This window comes from Nocardia sp. NPDC041819 (assembly GCF_055590505.1).
Genome location: NZ_JBVJAP010000007.1, coordinates 1 through 16,312 on the forward strand (window position 1 = coordinate 1; position 16,312 = coordinate 16,312).

The window sequence follows — 16,312 nt, forward strand, 5'->3', positions numbered from 1 at the left end:
CGGGGTGGGCGTACGGATGCGGCGGGTACGACGGTGTCGCCGATTTTCGGTCCGGCGTTGGATGGGAGTTTGCCGGGTAATGAGGTGATCAAGACCGCTGATGGGGGGTTTGTGCGGGCGTTGGGTCCGATGCAGTTCTTGCCGGGGACGTGGGGGGCGTATGGCGCGGACGGTAATGGGGACGGGGTGGCCGATCCGCATAATGTGTTCGACGCGGCGTTGGCGGCGGGGAAGTATTTGTGTTCGGGGGGTTTGGATCTGCGGGATCCGTCGCAGGAGTTGCGTGCGGTGTTGCGGTACAACAACTCGATGGCGTATGCGGCGAATGTGCTGAGTTGGGCGGCGGCGTATCGGACCGGGGGTTCGCCTACGCAGGTGCGCATCTCGCCGGACCTGGTGCCGCCGGGAGCGGCAGCGCCGGTGGATCCCGGGTCCCCGATGACTGCGGTGACCACGGCGGTGCCCGCACCCGTCGAGTCGCCGCGGGCGCCCGTGCCCGTGCCGCGGCAGCAGGCGCCGACGCAGGTGATGATCACGCTTCCCGGTCTGCCGCCCATTCCGTGCGGCATCTTCTGCCCGCCGCCGCCACCGGTGAATCCGTGCGTCGCGCAACCTGTTCCCGCGCCGATGCCGCAACCGGGGCAGCCCGGCATGGCGCGCACCCCGCTCGCGCCCGGGCAACCGTACGGCGCGGCGCCCGGGCAGCTGCCGAACCCCGGCGCGAGCAGCCCCGAAGCGGCCGGCAACGCCGGACCCGCCGACGCCCGTGCGGCCGAGTGCACGCAACCCGAGACCGAGGCCGCCATCGGCCCCGCACCTGTCGCCCCGGAGCCGAACACGGGACCGCGCGACCCCGAACCCGCCATCACCACACCGCCCGCGCCGGAACCCGAGCCGGTGCCCGACGCCGAACCCGCGCCCGCACCGACACCCTCGCCCGGAATAACCCTGCCGTTCGGCATCGTCATCCCTCTTCCGGGCCCACCCCCGCCCCCACCGGCGGGCTGACTCGGTCCCCCGGTAACCGCGGATTCTCGCATTGGGGCGCGTGCTCTGCGTCCAGCTACTGGGTGCATCCACCGTGGACTCTGCGGCGCCGGTCGCACGGGGCGAAGAGGCGTTGGTCCAGGGCGGGCTATATGCCGCGACCGTTCGCGAACGTCTGCGAGCGATGCCACCCGGCCTGATCGCGCCGTAGTTCTCGCGGGTCGTCGTGCCGAGGCACGGTGACGTCGCCGTCGCTTGGGAGACCGTCCCGGAAACGGCGTCGAACGACTTCGTCACGATTGTGCCCATATCGGGCGCGACGCTGCCTCGAAGCCGTATCCGGACCGCGCGAACGGACGTATTCTGATCGGTAGCTATCGCGTGGCATCTGCCAGCGGCGCCGAGGAGGCCATTCACCTCCGGGCACGCCCGCACCTACCGGTCAGGGCTTGCCGTCGTGGTCTCCGAGGGCGTCATCTCGTGCGGCGGACGTTCGGCGAGCGTGTGGCCCGGATCCGAACCCGGGCCGATCGTCGGCGACCGCCGTGACCAACCCGTCCGAGACCGGTCGAGCAGAGGTGATCCCATGAGGGCCACAGTCGGAATATCAGCAGAACAGGCCGTGGTGCGCGGGGTGATGCTCTCGTCCACGGCGCAACGAGGCACCAGGCCGGACGTGCTGCGGGAGATCGAGCAGCCGGTCGAGCACTCGACCGCCGCATCGGTGGCCGCCACACTCGAAGCGTTGACGGCCGAGGCCGAGGCCGGCACCGAAATCGATGACGTCGCCGTGGCGTACCGAACCGTGGCCGAGCGGCGAGCAATCGTGTCGCAACTGTCATCGGCATCGTGGCGATCGGCGTCGCTCGTGTCGGCGAAGGCAGCGCTGCTGGCGATGATCGAGGACATCCCCGGCCTGGCGCAGTACGGCACCGTGCTGGTGCTCGAGTTCGTCGGCTACCACACGTCCTATCTCGTGACCGGTCCGGAACGGAACGGAATTCTCAGCTGCGGCGGGTGGTCGTCCGGTGTCGTCGACGCCGATACCGCCGGCCTGGCGATCGATCGAATCCGGTCCGCGGTAGCGGCGGATGGGCTGCTGCCCGACGCCGTGGTCTTGTGCGGCTCGTCGGCGGGTGAGCCGGACGTGGTCGCCGCGGTGCGGCTCGCGCTCGCCGTACCCGTCATGGCGGCGCCGGACCATGCCAACGCCGCCGCCTACGGCGCGGCGTTGGTCGCGGCCGCTCCGTTCCGGAGCGCACCGGTGGCACCGGCGGCGGCCGGTCGCCGGCATGGCGGCCGTGTGATCCTGGCCGGAGCGGCCGCGGCCGCCCTGCTGGGCGGAGCGGCCGTCGCTGTCGTGCAGGCGCGCGAGGACCGCCCGGCCGATGCCGCGATCGGCGGGCCCGCGCAGGCGCCCGTTCCCGCCGCTCAGCTCGCCGAACCGAATCCGGCGGCGGCGCCCCCGGCGCCCGCGGCCGAGCAAGCCCCGGTGGCCGTGTTGCCGGAATCGGCATCCACTCCCGAGCCGTATCCCGAACCGCCGATCCCACCGCCACCTCCGCCGCACCCGCCGGCGGAGGCTCAGGCTCAGTTGCCCATCCCGCCCATCCTGCCTCCCGTACCACCGCCCGCGGAGCAGCAACCACCGCCGCACCCGCGCAATCCCAGCCCGACGGAATCCTCCGAACCGACCGTTCCGGCGCCGGCCACCGCCGCCGCGCCCGACGACACCTACCTCTTCCCGGGCGAGTCCCCACCGCCTCCCTGGAACGCCGACCAGGCCACCGTGCAGGCGTGGTGGGACAACCACTGGAAATTGAAGGAGAGCTGGCTGCACGGCCGCTGATACATGACGGAATCCACTGGTATGTGTGGTCTTTCCGGCGCGGGCGTGGCTCGTCGTCGACGTGTCCTGGGATCACCACACCGGCCAGGACCTGTTCGACCAGTGGTGGCAAGCGGCGCCGCTGTGAGCCGCGCCGGGTACCGGCGGCTCCCGCCGACGGTGGATAAGCTGGCCGGGTGAGCGCACCAACGGCCGGCTCGGTCGCTATCGTCGACGACCTGGAGACCGTCACGACCCGAGGTCAGGAAGACGATCCCGCCGCGATCGGCCTCAGCCGCGCCGACGTGGAGTCCCTGTGGGAGTCGGTGCAGGCGTGGTACCGCCTGGGCACCACTCCCGCGATCCAGGTCTGCCTGCGGCGCGACGGCAAGGTCGCCCTGAACCGCGCCATCGGCCACGGCTGGGGCAACGCGCCGGGCGACGGGCCGGAGGCGGTGCGCGTCCCGGCCACGCCCGACACGCCGTTCTGCGGCTTCTCGACCGCGAAGGGCGTGGCCGGTGCGCTGATGTTCATGCTCGTCGAGCAGGGTGCTTTCGCCCTCGACGATCCGGTGTCCGGCTACATCCCGGAGTTCGCGGCGAACGGCAAGGCCGCCATCACGATCGGTGAGGTGCTCTCGCATTCCGCCGGGATCCCTTTCGTCCCGGCTCCGTATCAGGGCGTCGACCTGGTACTCGACGAGGAATTGGCCGTGCGCGCGCTGGCCGACCTGGTGCCGAGCTGGAAGCCGGGACGTTTCCGTGTGTACCACGCGCTCACCCTGGGATTGGTGCTGCGCCTGCTGGTGCGGCGCGCGACCGGCAAGCGGATGCGCGAGCATCTCGCCGAGCAGGTGCTCGAGCCGTTCGGATTCCGCTGGACCAACTTCGGCGTGCGACCCGAGGACCTCGGCAAGGTCGTGCCGAGCGTGAAAACCGGTCCGGCTCCCTCTCGGACGGCGAGCTATCTGGCGCGCAAGGCGGTTGGCGGGCGAATGGACCGTGCGTCGCGCGCGGCGACCGACGCGTTCCTCACCGCCGAGTTGCCCTCGGGCAATCTGATCACCACCGCGTCCGAGTTGTCGCGGTTCTACGAGATTCTCGTCCACGGCGCACCCGACGGCCGCCGCATCATCCGGACGGAGACGCTGGAGCAGGCGGTGCGCCCGGCGCGCTGGATACCCGGTGTCGCCGGACGCGTCAGCCGAGCCGGCTTCGAACTCGGCGGGCGCAGGTCGAAATTCGGCCGCGACACCGGATCGCATTTCGGGCGTAGCGGATTGACCACCCAGTACGGCTGGGCCGACCCGGCTCGCGGGCTGTCCGGTGCGATCCTCACCAGCGGCAAGGCCACCACCGATACCGAGCGACCGTGGCGGCTGGTCGCCCAGGTCTCCGCCACGGTGCCTGCCGACCGGTAGCCAGGGCGAGGTGCTCGGCCGGATCGATCGCCTCCACCAGTGAGAACACCTTAGCCATCCGAACGATTTAGTCTGTTAACTCGCTTGTTGCCAACCCGTCGGGTTGTGCTAGCGCTAGCGGAACAGACTGACCCGTCGGCTCTTTGGCGGTGAAAGCGTTGGTGTTGATGAGGATTGACCATGACGTGGCGGTGAGCGGATCCCGCCACGAGATGTTTCCCGACGAACGTGGGCGGTTCGGCGTGTTCGGTGGCAGATTCGTTCCCGAGGGCCTGATGGCCGCGCTGCTGGCCTTGGAGGACGCCTACCGCCTCGCCTGCGCCGACCCGGGTTTCGTCGCCGAGTACCGGGAGCTGTTGCGCGACCGTGTCGGCAGGCCCACGTTGCTGCATCGGGTACCGCGGTTCGGGGAGTTACTGGGTGTGCCGGGCGCCCGGGTGTATCTCAAGCGCGAAGACATGGCCCACACCGGCGCCCACAAGATCAACAACGCGCTCGGACAGGCGTTGCTGGCCCGGCGGATGGGCAAGAAGCGGATCGTCGCCGAGACCGGCGCGGGTCAGCACGGCGTCGCGGTGGCGACGGTGTCGGCGATGCTCGGATTGACCTGCGTGGTCTATATGGGCACCGAAGACATGCGGCGCCAGGCGTCGAACGTGGTGCGGATGAAGCTGCTCGGCGCCGAAGTCCGGCCGGTGGACAGCGGTTCGCGGCGGCTGAAGGAGGCGATCAGCGAGTCGGTCCGCGATTGGGTGGCCGACGTGGACACCACCCACTACCTGTTCGGCACCGCGGCGGGGCCCGCGCCGTACCCGCGGATCGTGCGTGATTTCCAGACGGTGATCGGGACGGAGACCAGGTACCAGATCGCGCGCGCCGAGGGCAGGATGCCCGATTACGTGCTGGCCTGTGTGGGCGGCGGCAGCAACGCCATCGGGGTCTTCCATCCGTTCGCCGACGACCCGCGGGTGGCGTTGATCGGTGTGGAGGCCGCCGGGCTCGGGGTGGATACCGGCGAGCACGCCGCGACCCTCTGCATGGGCAGCCCGGGTGAGATCGACGGCTCCTACAGCTATCTGTTGCAGGACGAGGACGGCCAGATCGCGCGCACCCACAGCATCGCCGCCGGACTGGACTATCCTGGCGTCGGTCCCGAACTCAGCCACCTGAAGGACAGCGGCCGGGTGCTCTACCGGGCTGCCACCGACGCGGTCGCCCTCCGCGGCATGCAGGCACTCAGCCACACCGAAGGGATCCTCGCCGCACTCGAATCCGCTCACGCCGTCGGCTATCTGATGGAGATGGCGGCGCGCGGTGAGATTCCCGCGGACTCGCTGATCGTGCTGTGCCTGTCCGGCCGCGGTGACAAGGATCTCGCCGTCGCCGCCGACCGGCTCGGTGTGGCGTGACCGCTGCTATCGTCGAAAACGCCCATGGCGCCGGAGAGGGACCGCGCGCTACACCCGCGCCCGAGGACGAGCCCTCTTGAAGTATGTGCCCCGCCTGTTGTTGTTCCTGGCGATTCCCGCCGTGCTGTTCCTGCTGCCCTGGTGGACGCTGGTAGCCGCACCCACCGCGGAATCCGGCCCGCTGTTCTGGCTGGGTTCCGCGCTGTTCCTGCTCGGATTCGTCGGTCTGCCCGCGTCGATGTTCCTCGGTCACGGACCGGCGCAGTCGGATGCGGCCTCGATCCTCGGGGACACGTTGCTCGGCGTGATGTGGGTGCTGTTCAGCTGGTCGGTGCTCGGCAATCTCGCGCGCGCCGGACTGACCGTCGCTGGAGTGGCCGACCCGGCTCGCTCCCGGATCGTCGCGGTAGGGGTGCTCGCGGCCGCGACGGTGCTGGTGGTGTGGGGTGTGGTCGAGGCGCGCCGGGTACCGCGGGTGCGCACCCTGGAGGTGTCCATTCCGGGTCTGGGCCCCGCGTTGGACGGACTGCGCATGGTCGTCGTGACCGACACCCATTACGCCGCGCTCGACCGGCTGCGCTGGTCGGAACGGGTGGTCGAGGTGGTGAACGCGCAGCGGCCCGACATCGCCTGTCACGCGGGCGACCTCGCGGACGGATCGGTGGCGAAGCGGCACGCGCAGGTGGACCCGCTCGGCAAGGTCGAGGCCGAACTCGGCCGGTTCTACATCACCGGCAATCACGAATACTTCGGTGACGCCCAGGGCTGGATCGACCACATGACCTCGCTCGGCTGGCAACCGCTGCACAACCGGCACGAAATCGTGCGCCGCGGCGACGATCAGCTGGTGATCGCGGGCATCGATGATCCCACCGGCATCGCCTTGCCCGGGCACGGTCCCGACCTGCCCGCCGCGCTCGCCGGAGCGGACCCGGACGCGCCGGTCGTCCTGCTCGCCCACCAGCCCAAGCAGATCACGGAGGCCGCGGCGGCGGGTGTGGCGCTGCAGATCTCCGGTCACACCCATGGTGGCCAGATCTGGCCTTTCCACTATCTGGTTCGCCTCGATCAGCCCGTCGTCGCCGGGCTGAGCCGCCACGGCGAGCACACGCAGCTCTACACCAGCCGGGGGACGGGCTTCTGGGGGCCGCAGCTGCGAGTGTTCGCCCCGAGCGAGATCACCGTGCTGATCCTGCGTTCGCAGCCCGCGAGCGCCTGAGCGCTTTCGGCTGCCGGGGCGACCTCGTCAACGGTGGCCGCGGTCGGCGCCGGCCTGACCGGCGGCGTCGGACGCGGGCGACGGCGCAGGTGGTTGGCCGGGACTCCACGCCTCTACGACCCCCGGAATGCCGTCCTGGACGACATAACCGGCTCGTGTGTGGATGGGCGCGCCGGGATGGCGGACGTAGGGGACGACGCGAAAGTCGTTGCGCCATATCTTGTGGTCGAGTTCGACCCGGACATAGCCGCGTTGGGCGTTGAAGAACTTGATGTCCGGGTTCGCCGCGAGCAGCCGGCGGCCTTTGTCGCTCAGGTCGGTTCCGTCGCCGTTGCTGGTGATCGAGGTGCCGGTGAATTCCGCCGCCACGACCGGTGATCCGGCATCGGTGTAGTCGCGCCGCAGGTCGGCGGCCTGGTTCTCGTGCCGGTCGCCGGTGATCACCACCAGGTTCGCGGCGCCGCGGGTCGCCGCGGCGTCCAGTACGGCGTTGCGGTCGGCGACGTAGCCGTCCCAGGCGTCGGTGGAGACGCTGACCTGCGGGCCCGGGTCGGAATCGTTCTGGCTCATGCCCACCTGGTTGCCGAGGACCTGCCAGCGCGCGGGGGAGTGGGTCAGCCCGTCGATCAGCCAATCCCGTTGCTGCGCACCGAGAATGGTGCGGCCGGGGGAGAATCGATCGGTGCAGCCGCCGACCACGGCGCCGCCGCATGCCTGCGGCGTGCGGTATTGGCGCGTGTCGAGCATCGTGATCTCGGCCAGATCGCCGAACCGGAAGCGGCGATGCAGCCGGATGCCCGCCGCGGACGGCAGCTGCGCCAAGCGCAGTGGCTGGTGCTCGTACATGGCCTGGAAGGCGGCGGCGCGGCGGCGGCGGAACAGGGCGGGGACGCGCCAGATGTCGATACCGATGCCGGGCGCGTCCGCGGCCCAGTTGTTGTCGACCTCGTGATCGTCCATGGTGACCAGCCACGGGAACGCGGCGTGTGCGGCGCGCAGCGGCTGCTCCGATTTGTACAGCGCGTAACGCAGCCGGTAGCCGGGCAGGTCGACGGCCTCGTCGCGGAAGTTCGGCCCCATCGCGACACCCGCCCGCCCGCGCACCCACGCCCGCTCGTAGATGTAGTCGCCCAGATGCACGACCAGATCCAGATCTTCCCGGCTCATGTGCTCGTAGGCGGTGTAGTAGCCGGAACTCCACGACTGGCAGGAGGCGAAGGCGAAGCGCAGCCGCGCCAGGGCCTGCCCGGGCGCCGGGGCGGTGCGGGTGCGCCCCACGGGAGACACCGCCGAGCCCACCCGGAACCGATAGAAGTACCAGCGATCCGGCGCCAATCCGTGCACCTCCGGATGCACGCTGTGGCCGAGTGCGCGGGTGGCCACCGCCGACCCGCGCGCCACCACCCGGCGGAACTGCTCGTCGTCCGCCAGCTCGTAATCGACCGTGACCGGGTCCACCGCCATGCCGCCGAGGCCGTCGGGCGCCAGCGGGTCCGGCGCCAGCCGCGTCCACAGCACCACGCCGTCGGGTGCGGGATCGCCGGAGGCGACGCCCAGCGCGAACGGATCGCCGAGCCGTCGCGGGGCGGGAAACCGGGCACTGCTCGCCGCCGCGGTTCCCGCCAGTACCGCTGCCGACCCCGCGGCGCCGACTCGGAACAGTTCCCGACGTGAGAGAGCCATACATCAGCGTAAGGCCGTGCCGAGGACGGGAAGGGGCCGCGAGCGGCGCTCCGGTGTCAGAGCAGCCCGCCCCGGCGCGCGTGGTCGAGGGCCTCGACGCGGGAATTGGTGCCCAGCTTGCCGTAGATGCCGCGCAGGTGCGTCTTGACGGTGTTGACCGAGACACCGAGGTCCGCCGCGATCTGCTGGGCGGTGCGGCCGGAAGGCAGTTGCTTGAGCACGGTCATCTCGGTGTGGGTCAAAGCGGGGTAGGCGGGCCTGCGGCGCGCCGCGGGGTGACGCCGGATCGTCGCCGCGAAGCTCTCCGCCCGGCCGAGCCGGCCCGCGTAACTGTCCAGCAAGGGCATCGCGGCGGGCACGTCGAGGAACGGCCGCAACAGCCGGTGGGGCGTGGCGGAACCGAGCGCGTTCTCCAGCGCGGTGAGGGCTTTGGCCGGCGCCCTGGACTCGTGTTGCGCCGCGGAGTACAGCAGCCATCCGGTGACGGCGCTGACCGGACGCAGGTCGCCTGCGCGGTCCAGCAGCGGTTCGAGGACCGCGCAGGTCGCCTTGCGGCGATCGGCCGCGGCGTGCAGCGCCGCATCGGCCAACCGGACCTCGGGAAGCTCTCCGACGATGCCGCGGGCGCGTTCGACCAGCAGTTGCGCGGTCCTGGCGTCGTGCACGCGCAGCAGCGCCCACACCACCGGCAGGATCAGGCTGCCCGTCGTGGCGGGCACCGTCTTGTGCTCCAGCAGGACCAGCAGGCTGCGACGCAGCGCGTCGACCGCCGCGGACTGCTCCTCGGCCCGCTCGAGATCCAGCAAGCGGCCCACGACGTGACCGCGCCATCCGGCGGCAGGGCCGCATGATCCGTCGTGCTCGGCCCGCTCGGTGAGAACGGACGCGATCTGCGCCGCCTCGGGCATCTCGCCTTGCAGGTAGGCGCCGTAGGCTGCCACCGACGTCGCCTGGACGGCGTCGGTCGTCCACAGCAGCCCGTGTTCCTCGGCGATCGCCAGCGCACGTGCCGCGCGCTCGCGCATCGCGGTGGCGGCGTCGACGGCGTCGGCGGCGAAGGCCAGCCGGGTCAGCGCACGCAGCACCAAGCGGGGGCGGCCCGCGTGCTCGGCGAGTGCGAGCGCCGAGTGCAGCAACTGTTCGCCGCGAGCGACGGCGCCACCGGCGACGAAGGCGGTGGCGATCTGGATCTCGGTGTACGCGTCGAGATCAGGATCGCCGGTCGGCGAGACGCGGTCCGGGAAATCGGGAAGGTCGGCCCCGGTGGTCGCCGCGACGTCGATCGCCGCGGCGAGGGTGAGTGCGTCCAGCTGTTCGGGCGAGGCGAAGGAGATCTTGGCGGCGCGCCGCGCCTCGGCGGTGTCCAGGCACGCCACCGCGGCGGCGGTGCTGCCCGTGACGAGGGCGTCGACGACGCGCACCAGCCACAGGAACGGATCATCGAGCAGAGCGGGCGCTGAACGGGCCAGTTGATCGAACAGCGTCGCGCCCCTCCCGTCGAGAACCATGCGCAGCGCACACGTGGACAGGAATTCGCACAGCTGATCGCGGTCCGCGCCCGCGAGCTGATGCGTAAGCGCGGTGGAGGGCAGCCCCGCGGACCGCAACCAGCGGGCCGCCCGGCGATGCAGTTCCGCGCACAGGTCCGGTCCGAGGCGGCGGGCTTCGGCGAGGAAGTGGGCGCGCACCAGCGGATGACAGGAGAACCAGACCTCGCCGTCGCGCACGTCGGAATCGATCGGGAAGTCGATCCGATCGAGTTCGTGCAGACAGTGCCCCGCGCCGCGGCCGAGGAGTTCGTCGGCGAGCTGCTCGGTGAAGGAAACCGGAATGCTGGTGTAGGTGAGGAACCGGCACAGTGCGGGCGGCAGTGCCTCGATGAGCTCGCTCATCAGGAAATCGGCGACCGCGCGCGCCGGGCGCGCGAGAACGGTGAGCGCAGCGGCTCGGTCGTCGGATCCGGCGGCCAGATGGGTCGCGGCGATGCGCACGAGGGCGGCCCAGCCCCGGGTCAGGGCGTGCAGCGTCGCGAGTTCGTCGCCGGTGAGCTCGCAGCCGTGGTCACGGCACAGCGCATCGATCTGCGCCGGGGTGAAGGCGAGTTCACTCGGACCCCACCGGGTCAGTCGCGAATGCAGCTCGAGCACATGCCAGCGCAGCGGCGGAGCGAAGCGGGCGCACAGCACCGTCGTCACGTTCGGCGGGGCATGCTGCAGGAAGTACTCGATACCGGCGAGCGCGAGCGGATCGGTGAGCAGATGGGCGTCGTCGAGCACGAGAACCGTCGGCGTCGTGCGCGCGGCCAGCGTGTCGGCGAGCGCCGCTGCCTGCGCGGCCGGCGGGCCGGGGCAGGTCGTGTTCGCGATCTCGAAGCGGGCGTGCAGCACGGTCCACAGCGTCGTCGCGTCGTCGAGCTGCTCGGTGACGGTCACCCAGGCGACATCGGACGTACCCGCGGTGTGCCGGGCGGCCCAATCGGCCACCAGTACCGACTTCCCGGCCCCGGCCGGTGCGCAGATCAGCAGCACGTGTCCGTCGCGGGTGCTCGTCACGCCGTCGGCGGCGGCGTACAAATCGAGCCGGGGGATCGGGGTGAACGGCAACGCGGGTATCTCGGTGACGGAATCCGCCGCGGCGGGGACGGGGCGTAGAGCGGGGACGTGCGAGGTGGTCACCGTGCCTCCCGGGCCGTGTGCTGACAGATCACTACCACGCCTCGGTAGCGGAACTTACCCGGTGTGTAGTCCGCTCGATCAGATCGTGTGTGGTCGTTATGGAATTTTCATTTCGGGCGACCGCGAAATATCGGAGTCACCCGAAACGGGTGAAGTGCCGGACGGTGGGACTGGTGGACATTCGGAAGACGCCTGTCCACCATTCCCCGAGAAAGGGGGCGACCGATGACGCACATGACCGAACCGGAGCCACACCCCGTCCGCCGTGGCATCGCGGCGGGTACGTCCATAGCGGCCGCTATCCTGTTGCTGACCGTCGGTGTGCTGTCGATCTTCGAGGGGATCTCCGCCGTCGCCGAGGACGCCCTGATCGTCGTCGGCACCGACTACGTCTACAAGTTCGACACCACGACGTGGGGCTGGATCCACATCGTCATCGGCATTCTCCTGGTCGTCGCGGCGCTGGGCTTGATGACCGGCGCCATGTGGGCGCGGGTGGTGGCGATCGTCCTGGCGGCCCTGTCGATCATCGCGAACTTCATGTGGTTGCCGTACTACCCGGCGTGGTCGGTTCTGGTGATCGCGTTGAACATCGTCGTGATCTGGGCGGTCGCCACGTGGCGGCCGGAAGCCGTCTGAGCGGACGGACATTCCCGGCCGCGCCTTTGCTCTCGGCCGGGTCGAACTCCGCCGATCCGACCTTCGGTGCGGTTCAGATCGCCTCGCACCTGAAGCATGGCGCGGCGCCGGTCAGCGGGATCCGGCGTCTTCCGGCCGGGGTGGGAGCCGGCTCGGCGCGGGCGGGAGGGCGATACCGTTGCGGCCGCAGCATTCCGGCGAGCAAACTTGGTGATCTCTCGCAGAACTCGGGGTTTCCGCTGCCACCATAGGTGAGGTTGTGGTATCCACCTTCGAGATCGCACTACGAACTCGAAGGGACGCCAATGCCCAGCAAGCCCCCGCTCGTTCTCCTGCACGGTGTCACGATGTCCGAACGGGTGTGGGACGACGTCACCCCCTTGCTCGCCGCCCGGCACGAGGTGATCACGCCCACCGCCGTCGGCCATCGGGGCGGGCCGCCAGCCCTGCGGCGCCCGGCGCGGGTCGAGCATCTGGTGGACGACATCGAGCAGCGGCTGGACGCGCTGGGGCTGCGCCGGGTGCACGTCGCGGGCAATTCGCTGGGTGGGTGGATGGCGATCGAATTGGCTCGTCGCGGTCGAGCCGAGTCCGTCTGCGCGCTCTCACCGGCGGGGTTCTGGAAAGCCGGGGACGGAAGCCGGTCGGCCGCGACCCGCCGCATCGCCCGGGAGGCGGTCACCGGGCGGCTGCTGGGCTTTCTCGCCCCGCTGGCGCTGCGCAGTGCGGCGGCCCGGCGAATCGCTCTGCGTAACATCGCCGTGCACGGTGATCGCATCAGCTCGGCGCAGGCCCTGACCTGCTTACGCGACCTGCTGGAATGCACCGTCACCGCCGATCTGCTCGGCACCGACGAGCAGATCGCCGCGCTCGACCCGTTGCCGTGCCCGATCACGGTGGCCTGGTCGGAACGCGATCGTGTTCTTCCCGAACACATTCACGGGCCGATCGCCCGGACGCGGCTGCCCAAGGCCGTGTTCGCCATCCTGCCGGACACCGGTCACGTTCCGATGATCGATGACCCGCGGCTGGTGGCGCAGACGATCCTGACCACCACCAGCGTCACCACCGCCGAGGCGCCCTAGGCCTTGCGCGTTCCGCGGCGTAGCGCCCGGAGGATGGCGACGGGCCTGCCCGGAGGACGGCGATGGGCCCGCCCGGTCACACGTCGAGCAGGTGCGGCAATCCGGCGCGATACCGATCGGCGTCGATGCGTTTCCACGGTTCGAAGACCGGCAGGGACACCAGCGGGAAGACCGGTACGCGGGGCGCCGGGTCGTCGGCGGCGTCGAGGATCGCGTTGGTGGCGGCGCGACCGGATTCGTTGGCGCCCTCCATCGTGGCGAGGTCGATGTGGTTGCGTACGTGATCGCCGCCGAAGAACAAGTTCGGGATGGCGCAGTGGGCCTGCGGCCGGTGGTCGTAGGAGCCGACGGTGTTGACCAGCAGCGGAGTCTCGTTGTGCACGCCGTTCGCGGTCCAGGTGACGCCGGGGTCCAGATGCCAGGAGCGGATGTCCTCGGGACGCAGCCATCCCGTCCCGGTGTTGAGCCACTCCGTGAGCTGTGCCCATACCTCTTCGGCGATCTCGGCGGCGGAGCATTCTTTGGCGGGCCGGTGGAAGCGGATGCCGGGGGAGTCCCAGTCGGAGATGTCCACCGAAAGGCATTCGCGCACCGTGCCGTCGCCGTAACGGGTGGCGAAGTCGCCGACCCACATGGGTGCTTGGCGCAAGGCGGTGAGCGCCCACGGGGAGCCGAGGGCGGCGATATGGCCTTCCGGCAACTCGGTGGGGTTGGCGAGGTAGTACTGGAGACCGACCATCCAGTCGGTCCGCAGCTCCCGCATGCCCGCCAGATGCGGGTCGGTGTCGAGGATGTCGTCGGTCAGCAGCGTGACCGCCTTGTCCACCGGCATCGCGCACAGATACCAGTCGGCGGTGACCACGGTGGAGCGGCCGCCGGGATCCGTCAGCGTCGCCGAGGCGATCCGGCCATCGCGAAGCTCCAGCCGTGTCGCCCGCAGGCCCGGCACGAATCGCACGCCCCGCGACCGCAGATAGGTGACCCACGGGTCGATCCACGCTTCGTTGGTGGGACGGTTGAGAATACGGTCGATACCCGCGGAGTACTGCGGGATCGCCCCGGTCCCCGCCAGCACCAGGGCCTCCCCGATGGTGCCGATCGTGCGCGCCGAACTCAGCTGGGGTTTGGCCGCAACGGTGATCCGGGTGAGGGCGCTGACCAGGTATTCGCGATAAGCCGGTGACTTGCCTTCGGCGCGCAGGATCTGCTCCCACGTCACGTATTCCCACTGCCCGAAACGCCGTTCGGTGCAAGAGGTGAACCAGACGGCCATCTGTTTGGCGAAGAACGCGAGTTCGGCCGGTGGCAGTTCCGGGATGAAGCCGAACGCGCCGATCAGCGAGCTCTGCAACCGCTGCGGGTTGATCTGGTCGAGGCCCCCGAATTCGACCGGCGCGTAGATCGGCGGCCTGCCCCGGAAACCGGCGACGGTGCCCTCGACTCGGACGAGGTTGCCCGCGACGCCATCGGGACTGCCGGGGAAGGGGATGCGCCGCATGGTGTCCGGAAGGTTCTGATAGCAGCCGGGAAAGAACCGGAAGCCGTGCTCGCCGGGGAGGTCCGAACGGCCGTCGGTACCGGTGCCCGGCACACCCATGCTGCGCGCCTTACCGCCGAGGAACGCCGGTTCGTACACGGTGACCGCGTATCCCCGCTCGATCAGTTCGTGGGCCGCCGACAGCCCGGCGACGCCGCCGCCGAGGACCGCGACCGACTTTCCTCCGGTGCGCAGCCCGGGCGTTCGGCGTGGTCGGGGCGGTGCGGCGTGTGCCGGGGCAGCGGTGAGAGCCAGTCCGGCCGCGAGCGTGCCACGCAACAGGTCGCGGCGGGTGAGGTCGATGGTCGGCCGAGGACGCGGGTCATGCATGTCGATCTCCTGAAGATGCCGCGAGAACGCGCCGCGGCGGCCGGGACTGGATGGCGTCGGCGGGATCGAGGCGCGTGAAGGCGCACGCCTCCCTCCGTTCGGAGACTGTGTCGCGGCATTCGTCCGTCAGATTCGCGAGGACCGGCCAGGGGGCGCGCCATGAAGTGCGTAATGCTCCCGCCGCGAGCGCCGCCGCGCGTGCGGGAGTGAAGACGTCTTCGGGAGCCACGGTGCGCGAGAAGATCTCGGTGACCGCGTCGGCCAGCGCGGGGTCGGTCGCGGCCCTGCGGTAGAGCTCGATTTCCAAGGGGCGCATCGCCGTACCCCGGGCCAGCCGATTGGTCCACTGGTAGACGCTCAGGCATTCGCGATCGCGCAACCGTTCCCACGCGGCCAAGGCGGTGTCGAGGTGCTCGGTGTCATCGAGGGCGGCGGCGGCCAGTTCGCCGAGTAACCGGCCGTAGCGCAAGGCATCCCGGATGCCTTGCGCGGTCACCGGATCCTTGAAATGGCCCGCGTCCCCTGGCAGCGCCCAGCCCGGCCCGGTCGAGCGCCGGAAGTAGGACGCCAGTCCGGTGGCCGAACGCACCCGCCCGACGCGGCGGCAATCACGCAGGCGCAGTAGAAGTCCAGGCAGGCGCTCGATCGCCTCCTGATACCTGCGCTCGGCGCGCCCGCCACCCGGTTCGGCGGGCTGCGCGGGCGGCTGGACGAGGCTCAGCAGCAAGCCGTCGTCGCAGGGGAACGCGGTGCCGAGATCGGGACCGTTTCGCCATTGGGCCGCGATGTGCCGCTGGTCGGCCGCGCCGTCGTGCCAGTAGGCGAAGAAGCACTCCCGTCCGCTCGGTGCGGACAATCGGGGCCGGGTGGCGCCGACGAGCCGGGCCACCGTACTGCGGCGGCCGTCCGCCCCGACGACCAGGCGGGCACGCACCTCGTGCTCGCCGCTTCCGTCGGCGTAGCGAACGCCGGCGCAGCGATCCCCCGACCACAGCAGATCGGTGACCCGCACGCCCTCGCGGATCCGTGCTCCCGCCTCCACGGCGGTGGCCACGAGCGCGGCGTCCAGTCCGGTCCGCCGCACGCACATCGCGTAGTCGACGCCGTCCACCGGTGTGAAGGACGACCGGACCGCATAGCCGCCGCCGTCGGCGAAGGCCATGGTCAGCGGGGGCGCGCCGAGCCGCAGGACACGGTCGAGGGCGCCCGCGCGATGCAGTTCGGCCAGGCCGCCGGGCCACAGCAGGTGCGTCGAGAGGGTGTCGGAGGGAAAGCGCGCGGAGTCCAGCGCGAGCACGTCGCGCCCGGCTCGCGCCAACGCGATGGCGGTCGCGGAGCCCGCGCACCGCGCGCCCACCACGACCACGTCGGTGTACTCGATTGCCGGGGGAGGAGAACCGCGCATGCCCGAACACCTCGGTCACATAGTCTCGGACACTGTGTCCGATCGATGGTGAGCGGTGGGTGCCCGAATGTCAATATCGGTGCCGTGTCGGCAG

Annotated in this window: 11 protein-coding genes; 7 read left to right on the forward strand and 4 right to left on the reverse strand. The window is 70.6% G+C overall.

The window, feature by feature from the left end:
• The first annotated feature begins 129 nt into the window (after window positions 1–129).
• The 5 genes from ACZ6DL_RS20765 (at window position 130) to ACZ6DL_RS20785 (ending at window position 6,864) form a co-directional block, all read left to right on the forward strand.
• A complete protein-coding gene (locus ACZ6DL_RS20765; RefSeq protein ID WP_466053779.1) occupies window positions 130–1,008 on the forward strand; it encodes a lytic transglycosylase domain-containing protein in 879 nt (292 codons plus the stop codon).
• 565 nt (window positions 1,009–1,573) lie between these two features.
• On the forward strand, window positions 1,574–2,836 hold the full coding sequence (locus tag ACZ6DL_RS20770) for a DUF7159 family protein (RefSeq protein WP_466053290.1): 1,263 nt from the start codon (window positions 1,574–1,576) through the stop codon (window positions 2,834–2,836).
• A 176-nt stretch (window positions 2,837–3,012) separates the two neighbouring features.
• A complete protein-coding gene (locus ACZ6DL_RS20775) occupies window positions 3,013–4,236 on the forward strand; it encodes a serine hydrolase (RefSeq protein WP_466053291.1) in 1,224 nt (407 codons plus the stop codon).
• A 167-nt stretch (window positions 4,237–4,403) separates the two neighbouring features.
• A complete protein-coding gene (trpB, locus tag ACZ6DL_RS20780) occupies window positions 4,404–5,645 on the forward strand; it encodes a tryptophan synthase subunit beta (RefSeq protein ID WP_393236498.1) in 1,242 nt (413 codons plus the stop codon).
• 76 nt (window positions 5,646–5,721) lie between these two features.
• The gene (locus tag ACZ6DL_RS20785; RefSeq protein ID WP_466053293.1) at window positions 5,722–6,864 is read left to right on the forward strand and encodes a metallophosphoesterase; all 1,143 of its coding nucleotides are present in this window, start codon (window positions 5,722–5,724) and stop codon (window positions 6,862–6,864) included.
• Window positions 6,865–6,891: 27 nt separating this feature from the next.
• On the opposite strand, the gene ACZ6DL_RS20790 is transcribed toward ACZ6DL_RS20785, so the two are convergent.
• Together ACZ6DL_RS20790 and ACZ6DL_RS20795 are read right to left on the reverse strand one after the other, a co-directional pair.
• Window positions 6,892–8,547 (reverse strand): alkaline phosphatase D family protein, encoded by a 1,656-nt coding sequence (locus ACZ6DL_RS20790; RefSeq protein WP_466053294.1) that lies wholly within the window; start codon window positions 8,545–8,547, stop codon window positions 6,892–6,894.
• Window positions 8,548–8,603: 56 nt separating this feature from the next.
• On the reverse strand, window positions 8,604–11,222 hold the full coding sequence (locus ACZ6DL_RS20795) for a LuxR C-terminal-related transcriptional regulator (RefSeq protein ID WP_466053296.1): 2,619 nt from the start codon (window positions 11,220–11,222) through the stop codon (window positions 8,604–8,606).
• Between the two features lie 225 nt (window positions 11,223–11,447).
• On the opposite strand from ACZ6DL_RS20795, the gene ACZ6DL_RS20800 reads away from it, so the two are divergent.
• Window positions 11,448–11,861 carry a DUF7144 family membrane protein gene (locus ACZ6DL_RS20800; protein WP_466053298.1) on the forward strand — a complete coding sequence of 138 codons (414 nt, stop codon included), beginning with the start codon at window positions 11,448–11,450 and terminating at the stop codon, window positions 11,859–11,861.
• Between the two features lie 305 nt (window positions 11,862–12,166).
• The gene (locus tag ACZ6DL_RS20805; protein ID WP_466053300.1) at window positions 12,167–12,946 is read left to right on the forward strand and encodes an alpha/beta fold hydrolase; all 780 of its coding nucleotides are present in this window, start codon (window positions 12,167–12,169) and stop codon (window positions 12,944–12,946) included.
• Between the two features lie 76 nt (window positions 12,947–13,022).
• Here ACZ6DL_RS20805 and ACZ6DL_RS20810 read toward each other — a convergent pair whose 3' ends face one another.
• Entirely contained in the window at window positions 13,023–14,813 is a 1,791-nt protein-coding gene (locus ACZ6DL_RS20810) for a hydroxysqualene dehydroxylase (RefSeq protein ID WP_466053302.1), read from the reverse strand.
• A complete protein-coding gene (locus tag ACZ6DL_RS20815; RefSeq protein WP_466053304.1) occupies window positions 14,806–16,218 on the reverse strand; it encodes an NAD(P)/FAD-dependent oxidoreductase in 1,413 nt (470 codons plus the stop codon). The genes ACZ6DL_RS20810 and ACZ6DL_RS20815 overlap by 8 nt, the downstream gene beginning before the upstream one ends.
• Window positions 16,219–16,312: the final 94 nt, after the last annotated feature.